The sequence below is a fragment of the Exiguobacterium sp. s152 genome (genome assembly GCF_018618335.1).
GTDB lineage: Bacteria > Bacillota > Bacilli > Exiguobacteriales > Exiguobacteriaceae > Exiguobacterium > Exiguobacterium chiriqhucha.
The window spans coordinates 106,616-121,717 of sequence record NZ_JACSLX010000007.1 but is presented as its reverse complement, the minus strand read 5'-3'; the positions used below and the strand labels follow the sequence as shown (position 1 = coordinate 121,717).

Here is a 15,102-nt window from a genome sequence, read left to right as displayed (position 1 = left end):
CGTCTAGTTTCCCCCTTCCGTGTAGGTCTTAGACCAACGTCTTCGCTTTTTCGATGACGTCTTCGATTGGACCAACGAGACGGAATGCATCTTCTGGAAGATCATCGTGTTTACCATCGAGGATCTCTTTGAAGCCGCGAACTGTCTCTTTAACTGGTACGTACGAACCTTTTTGGCCTGTGAACTGCTCAGCCACGTGGAAGTTTTGTGACAAGAAGAACTGAATACGACGGGCACGGTGAACCGTGAGCTTATCGTCTTCAGACAACTCGTCCATACCGAGGATTGCGATGATATCTTGAAGCTCTTTGTAACGTTGAAGCGTCTGCTGGACGTTACGGGCTACTTCGTAGTGCTCTGGTCCGACGATGTCAGGCGAGAGGGCACGTGAAGTCGATGCGAGCGGGTCAACGGCTGGGTAAATACCCATCTCCGAAAGACGACGCTCTAAGTTAGTCGTTGCATCAAGGTGAGCGAACGTTGTCGCTGGAGCCGGGTCAGTATAGTCATCGGCTGGTACGTAAACCGCTTGAATCGATGTGACCGATCCTTTAGCTGTTGACGTGATCCGCTCTTGAAGCATACCCATTTCCGTTGCGAGTGTTGGCTGGTAACCTACAGCAGATGGCATCCGACCGAGGAGGGCTGAAACTTCCGAACCTGCTTGTGTGAAACGGAAGATGTTATCGACGAAGAGAAGAACGTCTTGTCCTTGCTCATCGCGGAAGTATTCTGCCATTGTAAGACCCGTCAAGGCTACGCGAAGACGCGCGCCCGGCGGCTCGTTCATCTGACCGAAGACCATCGCCGTTTGCTTGATAACGCCTGAGTCCGTCATCTCGTGGAACAAGTCATTTCCTTCACGCGTACGCTCACCGACTCCTGCGAATACAGAAATACCGCTGTGCTCTTGCGCGATGTTGTTGATGAGTTCCTGGATGAGAACGGTTTTACCTACACCGGCACCACCGAAGAGGCCGATTTTACCACCTTTGATGTATGGTGCGAGAAGGTCGACGACTTTGATTCCCGTTTCCAAGATTTCAACTTTTGTCGACAACTCATCGAACGTCGGTGCTTGACGGTGAATCGGTGACCGACGAACAGTCGGTGACACTTCTTTATCGTCAATCGGGTTACCGAGTACGTTGAAGACACGACCGAGCGTCTCTTCTCCGACTGGTACTGAAATCGGTGAACCTAAGTCAAGTACTTCCATGCCGCGGCGAACGCCGTCTGTTGAGTCCATCGCAATCGTACGGACCGTGTCATCGCCAAGGTGGATCGCCACTTCGAGCGTCAAGTCGACGCTGACATCTTGTGCCGATGCAGCCACGTGTGTGACTTTAAGGGCGTTATAGATGTTCGGTAAGTGGTTGTCAAACTTAACGTCGATAACTGGGCCCATGACTGCGACTACGCGGCCTTTCATGCCGTATTCGTTCATCGTGTTAGCCTCCTACAATCTAGAGGGCGTGCGCTTATTCAAGCGCAGCCGCACCTCCGACAATCTCTGTGATTTCTTGTGTGATCGCCGCTTGACGCGCGCGGTTGAACTTGAGCTTGAGTCCACGGATGAGTTCATCCGCGTTGTCTGTCGCGTTCGACATCGCCGTCATCCGAGCCGCGTGCTCCGATACTTTTGCATCGAGGAGCGCGCCGTAGATGAGTCCTTCCGCGTAACGCGGGAGAAGCGCTGCTAAGATCGTTTCTTCTTCTGGTTCGTATTCATACATCACATTGGATGCGGTCTGTTCGATATTCCCAAGCGGAAGCAATCGATCAATCTTCACTTCTTGGCTGATGACAGAGATGAATGAGTTGTAGCAGAGCTTCAATTCATCAATCTCGCCTTCACTGAACGCGCCGACCGTCTGTTTGACGATCTCTGCGACTTCAACGAATGATGGCTGGTCGTTGAGTCCTGTCATGGCACTGTACACCGGAATGTTACGGGCCTTGAAGAACTGAACGCCGACCTTCCCGATCACGTACAGACGGTACTCGTCTGTTGAATCGTGTTTGGCTTTCAACTCGCGATACACGTCACGAAGGACGCTGGCGTTGTATCCACCAGCAAGTCCGCGGTCTGACGTGATGACGATATAGCCGGTCCGTTTAACGGGACGGACTTGAAGCATCGGGTGTGTTGCGCCTGAAGTACCGCCGGCAATCGACGAGATGACTTCCTGCAACTTGGTCATGTACGGCTTGAAGTTGGCGTTGCTCCCTTGAGCGCGGTTCAATTTCGAAGCCGACACCATGTTCATCGCTTTCGTGATTTGCTTCGTGCTTTGGGTCGAGGTGATCCGCATCTGGATCTCACGTAATGATGCCATTTCGATTCACCACCTTAATAGACGCTCGTCACCGGATTAAACCGATGGCGAGAACGTCTTTTTGAATTCCGTAAGCGCATCGACCATCGCCTCGTCAGCAGGAAGGTTTCCTGTTTGACGGATTTCACGGCAGAGGTCCGCACGGTTTTGGTCGAGCCATGCGTTCATTTCTTTTTCGAAACGACGGATGTCTTCGACTGGGACATCATCGAGATGACCTTTCGTGAGTGCGTAGATGATGATAACTTGCTTGTCGACCGAGAGCGGTGCGTTCAAGTCTTGTTTCAAGACTTCAACGGTACGTTGTCCACGGTTGAGCTTCGCTTGTGTCGCTTTGTCGAGGTCCGACCCGAACTGGGCGAACGCTTCGAGCTCACGGTATGACGCGAGGTCAAGACGGAGCGTACCAGCAACTTTCTTCATCGCTTTCACTTGAGCCGAACCACCAACACGCGATACCGAGAGACCGGCGTTAATCGCTGGACGTACCCCTGAGAAGAAGAGGTCCGACTGAAGGAAGATTTGACCGTCTGTGATCGAGATAACGTTCGTCGGGATGTACGCCGAGATATCCGACGCTTGTGTCTCGATGAACGGAAGAGCTGTCAATGAGCCGCCGCCGAGTTCGTCGTTCAACTTCGCCGCACGCTCAAGAAGGCGTGAGTGGAGGTAGAAGACATCCCCTGGGTAGGCTTCGCGGCCTGGAGGACGACGGAGAAGAAGCGAGAGCTCACGATAAGCTGCCGCTTGTTTCGAGAGGTCATCATACACGACGAGGACGTGTTGTCCGCGGTCCATGAAGTACTCACCCATCGATACCCCAGCGAATGGTGCGAGGTAAAGAAGTGGGGCTGGCTGTGAAGCCGATGCCGAAACAACGATCGTGTAATCGAGAGCGCCGTTTTGACGGAGCGTCTCAACTACGCCACGGACAGTCGATTCTTTCTGACCGATTGCGACGTAGATACAGATCATGTTTTCTTCTTTTTGGTTGATGATCGCATCGATTGCGACCGAAGTCTTACCAGTTTGACGGTCACCGATGATGAGCTCACGCTGACCGCGACCGATTGGTACGAGGGCGTCAATCGCCTTAATCCCAGTTTGGAGCGGTTCGTGAACTGACTTACGGGCCATAACGCCGTAAGCTTTACGCTCGATCGGGTTGTATGTGTCCGTCACGATCGGTCCGAGACCGTCGATTGGTTGTCCGAGTGGGTTGACGACGCGTCCGAGGAGCGCTTCACCGACTGGAACTTCCATGATGCGGCCCGTACGTTTTACCGAGTCGCCTTCTTTGATGCCTTTGTAGTCGCCAAGGATGATAATCCCGACGTTACCTTCTTCTAAGTTTTGCGCCAAGCCCATTACGCCGTTAGAGAACTCTACGAGTTCCCCCGCCATAACGTTATCGAGTCCGTATGCACGAGCGATACCGTCACCTACTTGAATGACTGTACCTGTCTCACTGACTTCGATTTCAGAACCGTACGAAGCGATCCGCTCTTTTAGCAGGGCGCTGATTTCTTCAGCTTTGATCGTCATTGAATTCACCCCTATTTCTTACGCATTCAACAATTCACGCTCGAGGCGTGTTAGTTTGTTTTCGATTGTGTCATCATACGTCGTGTAGCCGATTTGGACACGGAGTCCACCGATGACGTCTTCATCGACGACGTTCTTCAATTGAAGTGTCTTGTTCATCTTCTGTCCGAAGACGAGTTCGACTTCTTTCAACTCTGTTGCCGACAACGGGTAAGCACTCGTGACGAACCCTTCGGCGATGCCACGGTAGTCATTGATGTAATCAAGGACGTAGCGCGACAAGCCGCGAACTTCGCTCGCACGGTCGTTTTCGACCATGACGAGAAGTGTGTTGAGCACGATATCTGTCATGTCACCAAAGCTATGTGTTAAAAGCTGTGCAAGCTCGCTGTCACTGATTGCCGGATTCTCTAAGAGATTCGCAAGTTCAGGAGTCGCGTGGAGCACTTCATCGAGCAGACGCACTTCCGCTTCGACTTGGTCGAGCGCGCCTTGTTCCCGCGCTAAGTCGAAGAGCGCTTTGGCATAGCGTTTTGCTAACGATGTGTTCATCAGTTAGCACCTTTCGCTTTAGACAGGAAGTCTGTAACGAGGGCACGTTGTTTCACTTCGTCGCCTTTAAGGTCTGACTGAAGGACGTGGCGTGCGGCCGAGAGCGCCTGTGTGACGACTTCGGTCTGGAGCGATTGTTTCGCGAGCTCACGCTCACGTTCGATCGCTTTACCCGCCTCGATTTTGATTTGTTCGGCTTCCAAACGCGCCTGCTCCACCAAACGTGCTTGTTCCGCTTCTGCTTGACGACGGCTTGAATCAAGCATTTCTTTCGATTCTGTCCGTGCTGCGCTGAGCGCGTCACGTTGTTCGACTACATATGTTTCCGCATCTTTGCGGCTCTTTTCAGCGAGTTCAATTTCGTTCGCTACATACTCTTCACGCTGTCTCATCATTCCAAGGAGTGGTCCCCAAGCAAATTTCTTCAACAGGGCCAAGAGTACGAGGAATGTGAAAAGTGTAAAGATCATATCCAGGATGCGGAGGCCTTCGCCACCAGCACCAGCTGCAATCATCATCGTATCCATGCATACCCTCCTCTTGACTAAATAAGTGAGGGAGACACGCTCCCTCTTACGTTGTTCTCGTTAACTCGTAATCAAGAGTTGAGGAGAAGGAAACCGACAGCCACACCGATGATCGGGAGGGCTTCAACCAAACCGATACCGATGAACATTGTTTGACGAAGTTCGTTTTTGAGTTCTGGCTGACGTGCTTGTCCTTGTACTGTTCCGTATACGATGAGACCGTTACCGATACCCGCCGCGAGTGCTCCAAGACCGATAACGAGTGCTGTTGCAAGAAGATTGAGTTGTTCCATTGTGTATATTCCTCCTAAAAGTTAAGTAAATAGTTTTTTTGTTCAACGCTTTGGCGAGACCTGCCCGAATTAATGCTCGGCAGAAGCTTTATGCCCGATGTACACCATTGCAAGCGTCAGGAAAATGTAGGATTGGATAACCCCGATAAAGATTGAGAAGCCTTGCCATAAAATCATTGGGAGAATTGCGAACACAGCACCGAGTGGGTTAAGTGCCCCTTCTGCGGTAATTGCGAGTCCCAAGATGATGGTAATCATGATTTCACCGGCAAAGATGTTACCGTAAAGACGCAGACCGAGCGTCAAGGTGTTCGCGAACTCCTCGATGAGCTTGATCGGCAATAAGAACCAGACCGGCTTCACGAATTCCGCCGAGTAGTGCTTCAAACCGTGTAGCTTCACGCCGTAATAGTGCGACATTGCAACGACGAGTGTCGACAATGCCAACGTGACGTAAGGATCGGCCGTCGGTGAGTTGAACCATAGATAGTGACCAGAAATGACGTTAAACGGTAGACCCATCAAGTTCGAGAAGAGAATGAACAAAATCAACGTCATTCCAAACCCGATGAAACGGCCCCCAGTCTTCCAGTCCATCGCACTTGAGATAATCCCGCGTGTGAATTCTGCGAAGAATTCCATTAAGTTCTGCTTACCAGTCGGCTTCATAGCCAAGCGTCGCGTTCCCCAAACGGCAAACGTAAATACGAGTAGTGATGCGATCAGCACCGTAATGACGTTCGTCCAGCTCCCATATAACGTATAATCTCCGAGTTGTAGAGAATATGTGGGAAACTCATGACCCATTAGTATTCACCTCTTTTCCTGCTGAGCTGGGCAAGTGTGAACTCGCCAAATTGTATGATGTGGCCGGCGATTAGACCAGTTACCACCGCAATCAGCGATACTCGATCCTCATAAAAGAGACCGACTATCACGGCTAGTGCACCGACTGCCATTCTTGAAACAGTCCCGTGCGACTTTGGGCGTCGTCCATGTTCGATGACGTCAAACATCCGAATGACGCTTCGATTCTGCATATGTAGAATAATGAGACTGGCGACCCCACCTAGGAACAAGCCGAGAAATACCGGTTTGTACATAGGGACGATGAGCGCTCCGATGAGGAGAATGGCGAACCATCCGATAAACCACTTCGTATAGCGTTTCATCAACTGCTTTTGTGCTTTTCTGTCTGCTTGCACTTGTTGTAGTTCCTTTTGTTCTAGCTTCATTCGTCCTCTCCTGTCAGTAAACTTCGAAGGGTGAGAACAAGCGCCGTGATTCCGAGAGCCATCCCCAGAAACACCGACACATTCCAACCAAACGTGCCCCAAAACTCACGTCTCGCCCCGTATTGGCCAACGAGATAACCGATGACGATCGGTCCAGCGAGCGCGGTCGAAATTTGAGAGGCGAGCGAGGCGTAGGATAGGTAACGATTGTCTTTTTTCGTCATCCTGATCCTCCTTTCGAGCTGCCGAGCTTTCCGTCTTCTCCATCGAATTCACACTCGCGTGACCATCAAAAGTCACACAAGTTCAGAGTACTGGAAATGGCATAAGAAGTCAATGAATTTCACAATTATAAAAGCGCTTTAAATCAAGGTGTATCAAGGCTTTTACGCAGTTCACAAACTAAATTAAAATCGCTAAATTTTAAAAAAGTATGAAGAAACGGTGAAATAAAAATGTTGACTTTATAACATTTCACATTGCGAATCAGATGAAGAATAGTTCAGTTATACCTCCACGTTTTGGAAAACACAATGACAAACGGCTTACGTTCACAAAAGGTTTTGAAACGGACGTTGACCCGATTTTGAAATCGTTTTCATCTTCCTGTATCAGTATACCGATTATCTTTTTGTCATGTCGAGGGGTTCTGACGAATTTGTAGTGATGAATCTCACAGGGCGATTTTTATCGTCCACACGTCTGGAAATCCCTTCCCATCAAGCCGAAATGGGTGGACAATACCAGTTCGAATGGCTACGATTACGATGTAAGCGCTATCTAAAAATGTGTCGATTTTGTGACTTTCGAAACCGACGCCCGCATCATGAAAATTTTGATGCATGTGAGGAGGAACTACCATGGACTGGATGAATCAATTACGTGAGGAAATCGGTGCCGACGTCGTCTTCACGGACCCGACGACCCGACTCGCCTATTCGTTTGACGCGACACCTAACTATCAAGCGATGCCCGACGCCATCGTCGCCCCCCGCTCGACCGAACATGTACAGACTGTACTACGGCTGTGCCATACATACCGCATCCCAGTCGTCCCCCGTGGGTCGGCGACGAACCTTGCTGGCGGGACGACGCCGCTTTCTGGTGGTGTCGTCATAGATTTCCGCCATATGGACCGCATCCTCGAGATTGATGAGAAGAACTTGACGGTGACGGTCGAGCCGGGCTGCATCACTGTCCATCTAGCGCAAGCCGTCGAGGCGAAAGGACTGTTCTACCCGCCGGATCCGAGCTCGATGAAAATCTCGACGATTGGCGGCAACATCAGCGAGAACTCAGGTGGGTTACGCGGATTGAAATACGGTGTGACGGCCGATTACGTGCTCGCGCTCGAGGCGGTGCTCCCGAACGGGGATGTCCTCCATACGGGCGGCAAGCTCGCCAAGGACGTGGCCGGGTACGATTTGACGCGTCTCCTCGTCGGCTCGGAAGGGACACTCGCCGTCATTACGCAAGCGACACTCAAGCTCATCCCGCTCCCCGAGACAAAACAGACGATGCTCGCTTATTTCGAGGACTTGGACAGCGCGGCCCGAACAGTGAGCCGCATCATCGAGAATCGCGTCATCCCGGCGACGCTTGAGTTCATGGACAAGAAGACGATCGAGGTCGTCGAGGCGTATGCGAACATCGGATTGCCGACGGACGTCGGCGCTCTCCTTCTATTAGAACAGGACGGCCCGCGTGACGTCGTCCGACAAGACATCGAGGCGATGCATGCCGTCTGTCTAGAAGAAGGGGCCTTGTCGGTCGAAGTGGCCCGAGACGAGGCGCATGCTGAGACGCTCCGCTACGCCCGGCGCATCGCCTTGTCCGCCCTCGCCCGACTCAGCCCGACGACGATTTTAGAGGATGCGACCGTGCCACGGAGCGAGATTGCCGAGATGGTCCGGCGCATCGAAGCAATCGGACAAGCGTATGATATTCAAATCGCCACGTTCGGTCATGCCGGGGACGGCAACCTGCACCCGACGGTCGCGACCGATGCCCGGAATCATGAGGAGATGGAACGTGTCGAGGCGGCGTTCGCTGATATTTTCGCCGCCGCGCTCGACCTCGGCGGGACGATTACCGGCGAGCATGGGGTCGGGGCGATGAAAGCCCCGTATCTCGAATGGAAGCTCGGTCCGGCCGGGATAGACGTCATGAAAGGCATCAAGCTCGCCTTCGATCCGCACGGCATCATGAACCCGCAGAAGATGTTCGCCAAAGCGGCGAAAAAACGCATCGTCCAAGGAGGTAAATCATGAAGCAGACGCCCGAACTCGCCAGCCGCATGACCGAGAAGCTCGACTATGAAGAGATGCTCGGCTGCATGCGCTGCGGTTTTTGCCTGCCGACTTGCCCGACATATATCCGCTCGAAAGACGAGTCGGCCTCCCCGCGCGGCCGCATCGCCATCATGAAAGGTGTCGTCGACGGATTGATTGAACCGGACGAGGGCGTCGAAAAGACGCTCAACGAATGTCTCGGTTGTCTCGCCTGTGAGCCGGCATGCCCGGCCGGGGTACGCTATAGCGTTCTGCTCGAGGACGCACGCGCCGCCATCACCGAACATAAACGTGCGACCGGGCAGATGCCGGTCCGCGAACGTCTCGTCCGCAAAGTCGTCTTTGACGGGCTGTTCTTGAATAAGGCGAAGATGGAGACGGCGACGGGCTTTCTCCGCTTCTATCAACAGTCTGGCGTCCAGACGCTCACTCACAAGCTCCGCATCCTCGATTGGTTCCCGGACCAGCTCCAGAAGATGGAGACGATTTTACCGACGGTCCCGCCGAAGACGGAGCGACGTCGACGTCCAGAGCGAATCCCGGCGACGGGAGCGACAACGGCCCGAGTCGCCTTCTTCAGCGGCTGTTTGATGGACACGATGTTCTATGAGACGAATGCCAACACGATTAAACTGCTCCAAGCGGCGGGCTGCGACATCGTCATCCCGAAAACGCAACAGTGTTGCGGGGCCTTACATGGTCATGCCGGTGAACAGACGGGCGCCGTCACGCTCGCCAAGCAGAATATCGCAGCGTTCGAGGCCGAGGACGTCGATTACATCATCACGAACGCCGGCGGTTGCGGTGCGTTCCTCGTCGGCTATGACCATCTGTTAAAGCACGACCCGGAATGGGCCGAACGCGCGGAACGGTTCACGGCCAAGATTAAAGACTTCGCCTCGACTTTGATTGAGGTCGGCTTCCTCGACCGCGTACCGCTCTCCCTACCGGAGCAGCTCATCACGTACCAAGACTCGTGCCACCTCCGCAACGTGCAAAAAGGGGCACTCGCCCCACGGGTGTTGCTTCAGGCAATCGAAGGCGCCGTCTATATCGAACAGAAGCATGCCGACCACTGCTGTGGCTCGGCCGGCGTCTACAATCTATTGCAACCGGTGATTGCGAACGACATCCTCGAGATGAAGATGGGTCACGTGAACGCCACGGCGGCACAAACGATTGTGACATCGAATCCGGGCTGCCACATGCAGATGCAGCTCGGCATTCAAGAACACGGGACCGACTCGATGCGCGCTGTCCATTTGGCAGATTTACTCGTCGAGGCGATGGATATTCATGTAAACTAACGTATTGAGAGGAAGACACTGGCTACACGTGTCCTCCTCTCTTTTTCATTTCGAATAAAAATGACAATAATAATCCCCGCTTTATCAGAGGTTCAAACTCTTTTTTCGAAAAAAATGTTTACAATCATCTAACAACGGGCATATAAGATTATGTGAAAATAATTATTGAAAAGGGTGACTGCATGATTGAGTTTAAACAAGTCAAGAAAACGTTCAAACAAACGACCGTCTTGAAAGAGATGAATCTCACAATCAACAAAGGTGAGCTCGTCGTCTTTATCGGCCCGTCCGGCTGTGGGAAGACGACCTCGTTGAAAATGATTAACCGCTTGATCGAGCCGACGGAAGGCACGATTATCGTCAACGGCCAAGACACACGCAAAATGGATCCGATCGAATTGCGGCGCCAGATGGGCTATGTCATTCAACAGACCGGCCTCTTTCCGCATATGACGATTCGCGAAAACATTCAATTGATTGCGAGCCTCGAAGGACATGCCGAACAAGACATGGACGCACGCACCGAACACCTTCTCCGTATGGTCGGCCTCGACCCGGACCAATTCATCGATCGCTATCCGAGCGAATTGAGCGGCGGTCAGCAGCAGCGTATCGGTTTCGCCCGTGCCCTCATGAACGACCCGGAAGTCATTTTGATGGATGAACCGTTCAGCGCCCTTGACCCTGTCACTCGAAACGATCTCCAAGAAGAGCTGTTCAATCTTCAAGAAGAAGTGAAAAAGACGATTGTGTTCGTCACCCATGATATGGATGAGGCGATCAAGCTGGCCGATCGCATTTGTATCATGCGCGACGGGGAAATCGTCCAATTCGATACTCCGGAACAAATTCTCCGGAACCCGAAAGACGAATACGTCGAGTCGTTCATCGGGAAGAATCGGATTTGGAACAGCCCTGAATTCATTAAAGCGAAAGATATCATGATCACCGATCCGGTATCAATCAGCGGGAAACGGACGGTGCTTCAAGCGATTGAAATCATGCGTTCACGTAAAGTCGACAGCCTGTTGATCACCGACCGTGATCGCGTCCTCCAAGGACTCATCAAATTGAAGGACGTCCACAGCATTCAAGACAAGACGAAGCGACTCGAGGAAGTCATGAATACGAATTACGCCTTCGTCTCAATCGAGGACTCGCTTCTCGACATTTTAGACGTCATGAACACGAGCGACCAAGGGTACCTCCCCGTCGTCGACGGTTCAATACTTCACGGCTTGATTACACGCAGCAGTTTGCTTTCCGTCCTCAGTGAGCAATTCATGCAAGAGGAGGAAACGCTATGAACGCCATTCAATCATTTTTCGATTACTTCACGAACAATACCGATCAAATCGGGACGCTCTTGCTCGAACACTTACAACTAACGGTGTTCGCCGTCTCACTTGCGGTCCTGTTAGGGGTACCGCTCGGGATTCTCATCTTACGGATTCCGCGCCTCGCGAAACCGATTCTCGGGCTGACGAGCGTTGTCCAAGCCGTACCAAGTTTGGCTCTCCTCGGTTTCCTCATCCCGTTCATCGGAATCGGGTCGACGCCGGCCATCATCATGGTCGTCTTATACTCGCTCCTCCCGATCGTGAAGAACACGTACACGGGCCTCTCGAGCATCCCGGGTGATACGCTCGAGTCAGCTAAAGGGATCGGCCTAACCGACCGTCAGATTTTGAGTAAGATTCAGCTCCCGCTCGCGCTCCCGATCATCATGGCCGGGATTCGCATCTCGGCGGTCACGGCCGTCGGACTCATGACCATCTCCGCGTTCGTCGGAGCCGGTGGTCTCGGCTATCTCGTCTTCGCCGGGATTCAGACCGTTGACAACAACCAAATCCTTGCCGGTGCCATCCCGGCCGGTCTGCTCGCACTGTTGATTGATTTCATCGTCAGCCGCATCGAGTACAAGGTCGCACCGAACGGCATCGTCCTCGCGGATGGCCGGATGAAGAAAAAGACGCGTCGTTCGGCGAAGAAAGTCACGAAACCACTCATCGTCATCGCGACGGCGTTCGTCCTACTCCTCGCCGGTTCGATTTATGCCTTCACCCGTGAAGATGACACGATTGTCGTCGGATCGAAAAACTTTACCGAGCAATTGATTCTCGGGAACATGGTCGCCGACTTGATTGAAGACAAGACAGACCTCGATGTGAAACGTCAATTGAACCTCGGCGGGACCCAGGTCGCTTTCAGCGCCCTACGGACCGGTGAGATTGATACGTACGTCGAATATACGGGCACGTTGTTCGTAGATGTATTGAAGCAAGAAGTCGAGAACGACCCGGACGTCGTCTACGACAAAGTCGTGACACAAGTGAACGAACGTTTCGATATCCGCACGCTCGATCCAATCGGCTTCAATAACACCTACGCCATCGCCGTCAAACAAGAAGACGTCGATAAATACGGTTTAAAGACCATCTCAGATCTCGCTGCGGTGAGTGACGAGCTCGTCTTCGGTCCGACAATCGAGTTCTCGAACCGTGAAGACGGATACCTTGGCTTGAAAGAAGCGTATCCGTTCAACTTCCAGGACGTGAAACCGGTCGACGGCGGACTCCGCTATACGGCACTCATGAACAATGAGAGTAACGCCATCGACAGCTTCTCGACCGACGGCTTGCTTAAACGCTTCGATTTGACCGTCCTCGAGGACGACAAACAGTTCTTCCCGCCGTATTACGCGGTCCCAATCGTCAGTGAAGAGACGCTCGCCGAGCATCCTGAGCTCGCGGACGTATTGAACTTGCTGAGCGGGAAAATCACGGACGAGACGATGCAAGAGCTCAATTATCTTGCTGACGTCGAGAAACAACGTCCGGAGAAAGTCGCCCGCGACTTCCTCATCCAAGAAGGATTGATTGAACAATAAACCTATACGAAAGACGACCCTCCCGTTTGAATCGGGAAGGTCGTCTTTTTTCTGTGTCCGCTTTTAACCTACGTTCGTCGCCTGGCCGACCGAGACGCGGTTGCGCCCACTCTGCTTCGCCTGATAGAGGGCTTGGTCGGCCGCCTCAATCAAGTCGGTCTTATCGCCACTTGGCGTTGGCGCATGTTCGGCGACGCCGATGCTGACACTCACTTTTCGCAACGGGGTGTACATTTCGTGCACGATGTTCAGTTTGAGCACCGCCTGCCGAATCCGTTCCGCGATTTCTTTCGGTTGGCGCGCGTGACGTGGCCGCAGGAGCACCGCGAACTCTTCGCCTCCATAACGTGCCGTCATGCCGTCTTCCCCGACCGCCTTGTCGATCGCGTTCGCCACCCGTTCGAGGCAAGCGTCTCCGGCCAAATGGCCGTATGTGTCGTTATACGTCTTGAACGCATCAATATCAAGCAAAAGGAGCGCAAGCACGTCTTCGGTATCGGTCGCTTCGTCCCACATCCGTTCTAACTTCTCGTCAAAAGCTCGACGATTCCAAATCCCGGTCAAGGCGTCATGGAGCGAGCGATGGATGAGCGCTTGTTTGCTGCGCTCGAGCCGGAACGTATGCATGAACGTCATCAACAGCAACAATGCGATGCCGACGACGATGAAGATGACCCATTTCGCTGAATTCGAGGCAGTTTCACTCCGAAGCGTGGCTTGTTGGATGATGTTGTCGATGTCTTCACGAAGGGCCGCATCGACGTCTCGGAACTGGTTGATATAATCGATGCCACTATAGCGACGCGCGTTCGCGGGGATGACATCCCCCGCCTCGATGAGTTCGATTTGCGACGCATGAAACGCCTCCATTTTTTGAATGAGCGGCAACGCCTCGTCTTGAATCAATTCCTGCATAATCGGATGACGCTCGTCGAGTTCACGAATAATACGAATCGTCTCCTCCAATGATTGTTTCGTCGCCTCATACTGTTCGAGCGACTGCGCGTCTTGGTTATATGTATAGCCCCGAACCGATAGCTCTTGGTCGAGCAATAGCCGAAACAGCTCCGAGACAGCGTTCGAAATCGGGATGGCTTCCTCGACAATCCGTCGATTTTCCTGCTCGATGTCCTGAAACGCGCTATAGCTCCAGACGCTCGTCAAAAACAACGCCATCAAGGAGATGAGTAAGTATCTTTGCAGTAGCGAGAATTTAGTCTTCATCGTGTCTCTTCCCTTATCCCGACGTCGGACCGACTTACGGTCTCTTCCTCTTCTACTATCGGCCGTCTCTTCGATCGTCTCAACTAATTTGAATCGATTGGTGCACATTCCCACAAAAAAGAGAGGATCACCAGGATCCTCTCATCGGGTTCATGCTTATTTCGTTCCGAACAGACGGTCACCTGCGTCACCGAGTCCTGGTACGATGTAGCCGTGGTCGTTCAACTTCTCGTCAAGTGCGGCGAGATAGATTTCGACGTCCGGGTGTTCGGCTTGAACACGTTCCACACCTTCAGGGGCTGCACAGAGGCAAGCGAGCTTAATCGACTTGGCACCGTGCTTTTTAAGCGCGGCAATCGCGTCGGCTGCTGAACCGCCTGTCGCGAGCATCGGGTCGACGACGATGAAGTCACGTTCTGTGACGTCCGTCGGCAACTTGAGATAGTATTCGTGCGGCTCGAGCGTCTCTGGGTCACGGTATAAACCGATGTGACCGACTTTGACGTTCGGCATCATTTTGAGGAAGCCATCCACCATGCCGAGGCCTGCCCGTAAAATTGGGACGATTCCCAATTTTTTGCCGGCAATCATCTTCTGTGTCGATACAGAGACCGGTGTCTCGATTTCCACATCAGTAAGCGGAAGGTCGCGTGTAATTTCATATGCCATGAGTGACGAAACCTCGTCTACGAGTTCACGGAACTGCTTCGTCCCCGTCTCTACTTTACGCATAATCGTCATCTTGTGCTGAATCAATGGGTGGTCATAAACGTGTACTTTGCCCATCATGCTTCACTCCTCTCTCAATCTCTCTTGAGCATTGTACCCTAACTTTTCTGAGAAAGGTAGGGTCAACTTCTGTTTTTTAAGAGGTCAGACGAAACCCGAAGGAACGAAAT

Annotated in this window: 15 protein-coding genes; 4 read left to right on the top strand and 11 right to left on the bottom strand. The window is 52.5% G+C overall.

What is annotated here, in order from left to right:
• Positions 1-28 precede the first annotated feature (28 nt).
• The 9 genes from atpD to KNP72_RS12545 all read right to left on the bottom strand — a co-directional run bounded on the left by atpD (position 29) and on the right by KNP72_RS12545 (position 6,715).
• Positions 29-1,447 carry a F0F1 ATP synthase subunit beta gene (atpD, locus tag KNP72_RS12585; protein ID WP_285222543.1) on the bottom strand — a complete coding sequence of 473 codons (1,419 nt, stop codon included), beginning with the start codon at positions 1,445-1,447 and terminating at the stop codon, positions 29-31.
• Positions 1,448-1,481: 34 nt separating this feature from the next.
• Positions 1,482-2,339, bottom strand: a complete 858-nt coding sequence (gene atpG, locus KNP72_RS12580; RefSeq protein ID WP_214719348.1) for an ATP synthase F1 subunit gamma — start codon at positions 2,337-2,339, stop codon at positions 1,482-1,484.
• Between the two features lie 36 nt (positions 2,340-2,375).
• The gene (atpA, locus tag KNP72_RS12575) at positions 2,376-3,884 is read right to left on the bottom strand and encodes a F0F1 ATP synthase subunit alpha (RefSeq protein WP_114165153.1); all 1,509 of its coding nucleotides are present in this window, start codon (positions 3,882-3,884) and stop codon (positions 2,376-2,378) included.
• Between the two features lie 18 nt (positions 3,885-3,902).
• The gene (locus KNP72_RS12570; RefSeq protein WP_214719347.1) at positions 3,903-4,436 is read right to left on the bottom strand and encodes a F0F1 ATP synthase subunit delta; all 534 of its coding nucleotides are present in this window, start codon (positions 4,434-4,436) and stop codon (positions 3,903-3,905) included.
• The gene (atpF, locus tag KNP72_RS12565; RefSeq protein ID WP_021066136.1) at positions 4,436-4,963 is read right to left on the bottom strand and encodes a F0F1 ATP synthase subunit B; all 528 of its coding nucleotides are present in this window, start codon (positions 4,961-4,963) and stop codon (positions 4,436-4,438) included. Before atpF ends, KNP72_RS12570 begins: the two co-directional genes overlap by 1 nt.
• A gap of 71 nt (positions 4,964-5,034) precedes the next feature.
• Positions 5,035-5,256, bottom strand: coding sequence for a F0F1 ATP synthase subunit C (gene atpE, locus KNP72_RS12560; protein WP_012727360.1), 222 nt, complete (start codon positions 5,254-5,256; stop codon positions 5,035-5,037).
• A gap of 69 nt (positions 5,257-5,325) precedes the next feature.
• A complete protein-coding gene (atpB, locus tag KNP72_RS12555) occupies positions 5,326-6,063 on the bottom strand; it encodes a F0F1 ATP synthase subunit A (protein WP_021066134.1) in 738 nt (245 codons plus the stop codon).
• On the bottom strand, positions 6,063-6,491 hold the full coding sequence (locus KNP72_RS12550) for an ATP synthase subunit I (protein ID WP_214719346.1): 429 nt from the start codon (positions 6,489-6,491) through the stop codon (positions 6,063-6,065). The genes atpB and KNP72_RS12550 overlap by 1 nt, the downstream gene beginning before the upstream one ends.
• Positions 6,488-6,715 carry a hypothetical protein gene (locus tag KNP72_RS12545; RefSeq protein ID WP_021066132.1) on the bottom strand — a complete coding sequence of 76 codons (228 nt, stop codon included), beginning with the start codon at positions 6,713-6,715 and terminating at the stop codon, positions 6,488-6,490. Before KNP72_RS12545 ends, KNP72_RS12550 begins: the two co-directional genes overlap by 4 nt.
• A 645-nt stretch (positions 6,716-7,360) precedes the next feature.
• Between KNP72_RS12545 and KNP72_RS12540 the strand changes: the two genes are divergently transcribed.
• The 4 genes from KNP72_RS12540 (at position 7,361) to KNP72_RS12525 (ending at position 12,979) form a co-directional block, all read left to right on the top strand.
• Entirely contained in the window at positions 7,361-8,761 is a 1,401-nt protein-coding gene (locus KNP72_RS12540) for an FAD-binding oxidoreductase (RefSeq protein WP_251129010.1), read from the top strand.
• 65 nt (positions 8,762-8,826) lie between these two features.
• Positions 8,827-10,089: a (Fe-S)-binding protein gene (locus KNP72_RS12535; RefSeq protein WP_214719389.1), complete on the top strand. Its 1,263-nt coding sequence runs from the start codon at positions 8,827-8,829 to the stop codon at positions 10,087-10,089.
• 182 nt (positions 10,090-10,271) lie between these two features.
• Positions 10,272-11,396, top strand: coding sequence for an ABC transporter ATP-binding protein (locus KNP72_RS12530; RefSeq protein WP_021066129.1), 1,125 nt, complete (start codon positions 10,272-10,274; stop codon positions 11,394-11,396).
• Positions 11,393-12,979 (top strand): ABC transporter permease/substrate-binding protein, encoded by a 1,587-nt coding sequence (locus tag KNP72_RS12525; RefSeq protein ID WP_214833667.1) that lies wholly within the window; start codon positions 11,393-11,395, stop codon positions 12,977-12,979. The genes KNP72_RS12530 and KNP72_RS12525 overlap by 4 nt, the downstream gene beginning before the upstream one ends.
• 63 nt (positions 12,980-13,042) lie before the next feature.
• Here KNP72_RS12525 and KNP72_RS12520 read toward each other — a convergent pair whose 3' ends face one another.
• Positions 13,043-14,203, bottom strand: a complete 1,161-nt coding sequence (locus KNP72_RS12520; protein ID WP_251129002.1) for a GGDEF domain-containing protein — start codon at positions 14,201-14,203, stop codon at positions 13,043-13,045.
• Between the two features lie 156 nt (positions 14,204-14,359).
• Complete coding sequence (gene upp, locus KNP72_RS12515; protein WP_021066126.1) at positions 14,360-14,989, bottom strand: uracil phosphoribosyltransferase; 630 nt, start codon at positions 14,987-14,989, stop codon at positions 14,360-14,362.
• Positions 14,990-15,102 lie beyond the last annotated feature (113 nt).

Coding starts and splice junctions, on each gene's coding strand:
- atpF (WP_021066136.1), bottom strand. CDS start 4,963: ATGGATACGATGATGATTGCAGCTGGTGCTGGTGGCGAAGGCCTCCGC.
- atpA (WP_114165153.1), bottom strand. CDS start 3,884: ATGACGATCAAAGCTGAAGAAATCAGCGCCCTGCTAAAAGAGCGGATC.
- atpD (WP_285222543.1), bottom strand. CDS start 1,447: ATGAACGAATACGGCATGAAAGGCCGCGTAGTCGCAGTCATGGGCCCA.
- KNP72_RS12540 (WP_251129010.1), top strand. CDS start 7,361: ATGAATCAATTACGTGAGGAAATCGGTGCCGACGTCGTCTTCACGGAC.
- KNP72_RS12545 (WP_021066132.1), bottom strand. CDS start 6,715: ATGACGAAAAAAGACAATCGTTACCTATCCTACGCCTCGCTCGCCTCT.
- KNP72_RS12570 (WP_214719347.1), bottom strand. CDS start 4,436: ATGAACACATCGTTAGCAAAACGCTATGCCAAAGCGCTCTTCGACTTA.
- upp (WP_021066126.1), bottom strand. CDS start 14,989: ATGGGCAAAGTACACGTTTATGACCACCCATTGATTCAGCACAAGATG.
- KNP72_RS12530 (WP_021066129.1), top strand. CDS start 10,272: ATGATTGAGTTTAAACAAGTCAAGAAAACGTTCAAACAAACGACCGTC.
- atpB (WP_021066134.1), bottom strand. CDS start 6,063: ATGGGTCATGAGTTTCCCACATATTCTCTACAACTCGGAGATTATACG.
- KNP72_RS12525 (WP_214833667.1), top strand. CDS start 11,393: ATGAACGCCATTCAATCATTTTTCGATTACTTCACGAACAATACCGAT.
- atpG (WP_214719348.1), bottom strand. CDS start 2,339: ATGGCATCATTACGTGAGATCCAGATGCGGATCACCTCGACCCAAAGC.
- KNP72_RS12520 (WP_251129002.1), bottom strand. CDS start 14,203: ATGAAGACTAAATTCTCGCTACTGCAAAGATACTTACTCATCTCCTTG.
- atpE (WP_012727360.1), bottom strand. CDS start 5,256: ATGGAACAACTCAATCTTCTTGCAACAGCACTCGTTATCGGTCTTGGA.
- KNP72_RS12550 (WP_214719346.1), bottom strand. CDS start 6,491: ATGAAGCTAGAACAAAAGGAACTACAACAAGTGCAAGCAGACAGAAAA.
- KNP72_RS12535 (WP_214719389.1), top strand. CDS start 8,827: ATGCGCTGCGGTTTTTGCCTGCCGACTTGCCCGACATATATCCGCTCG.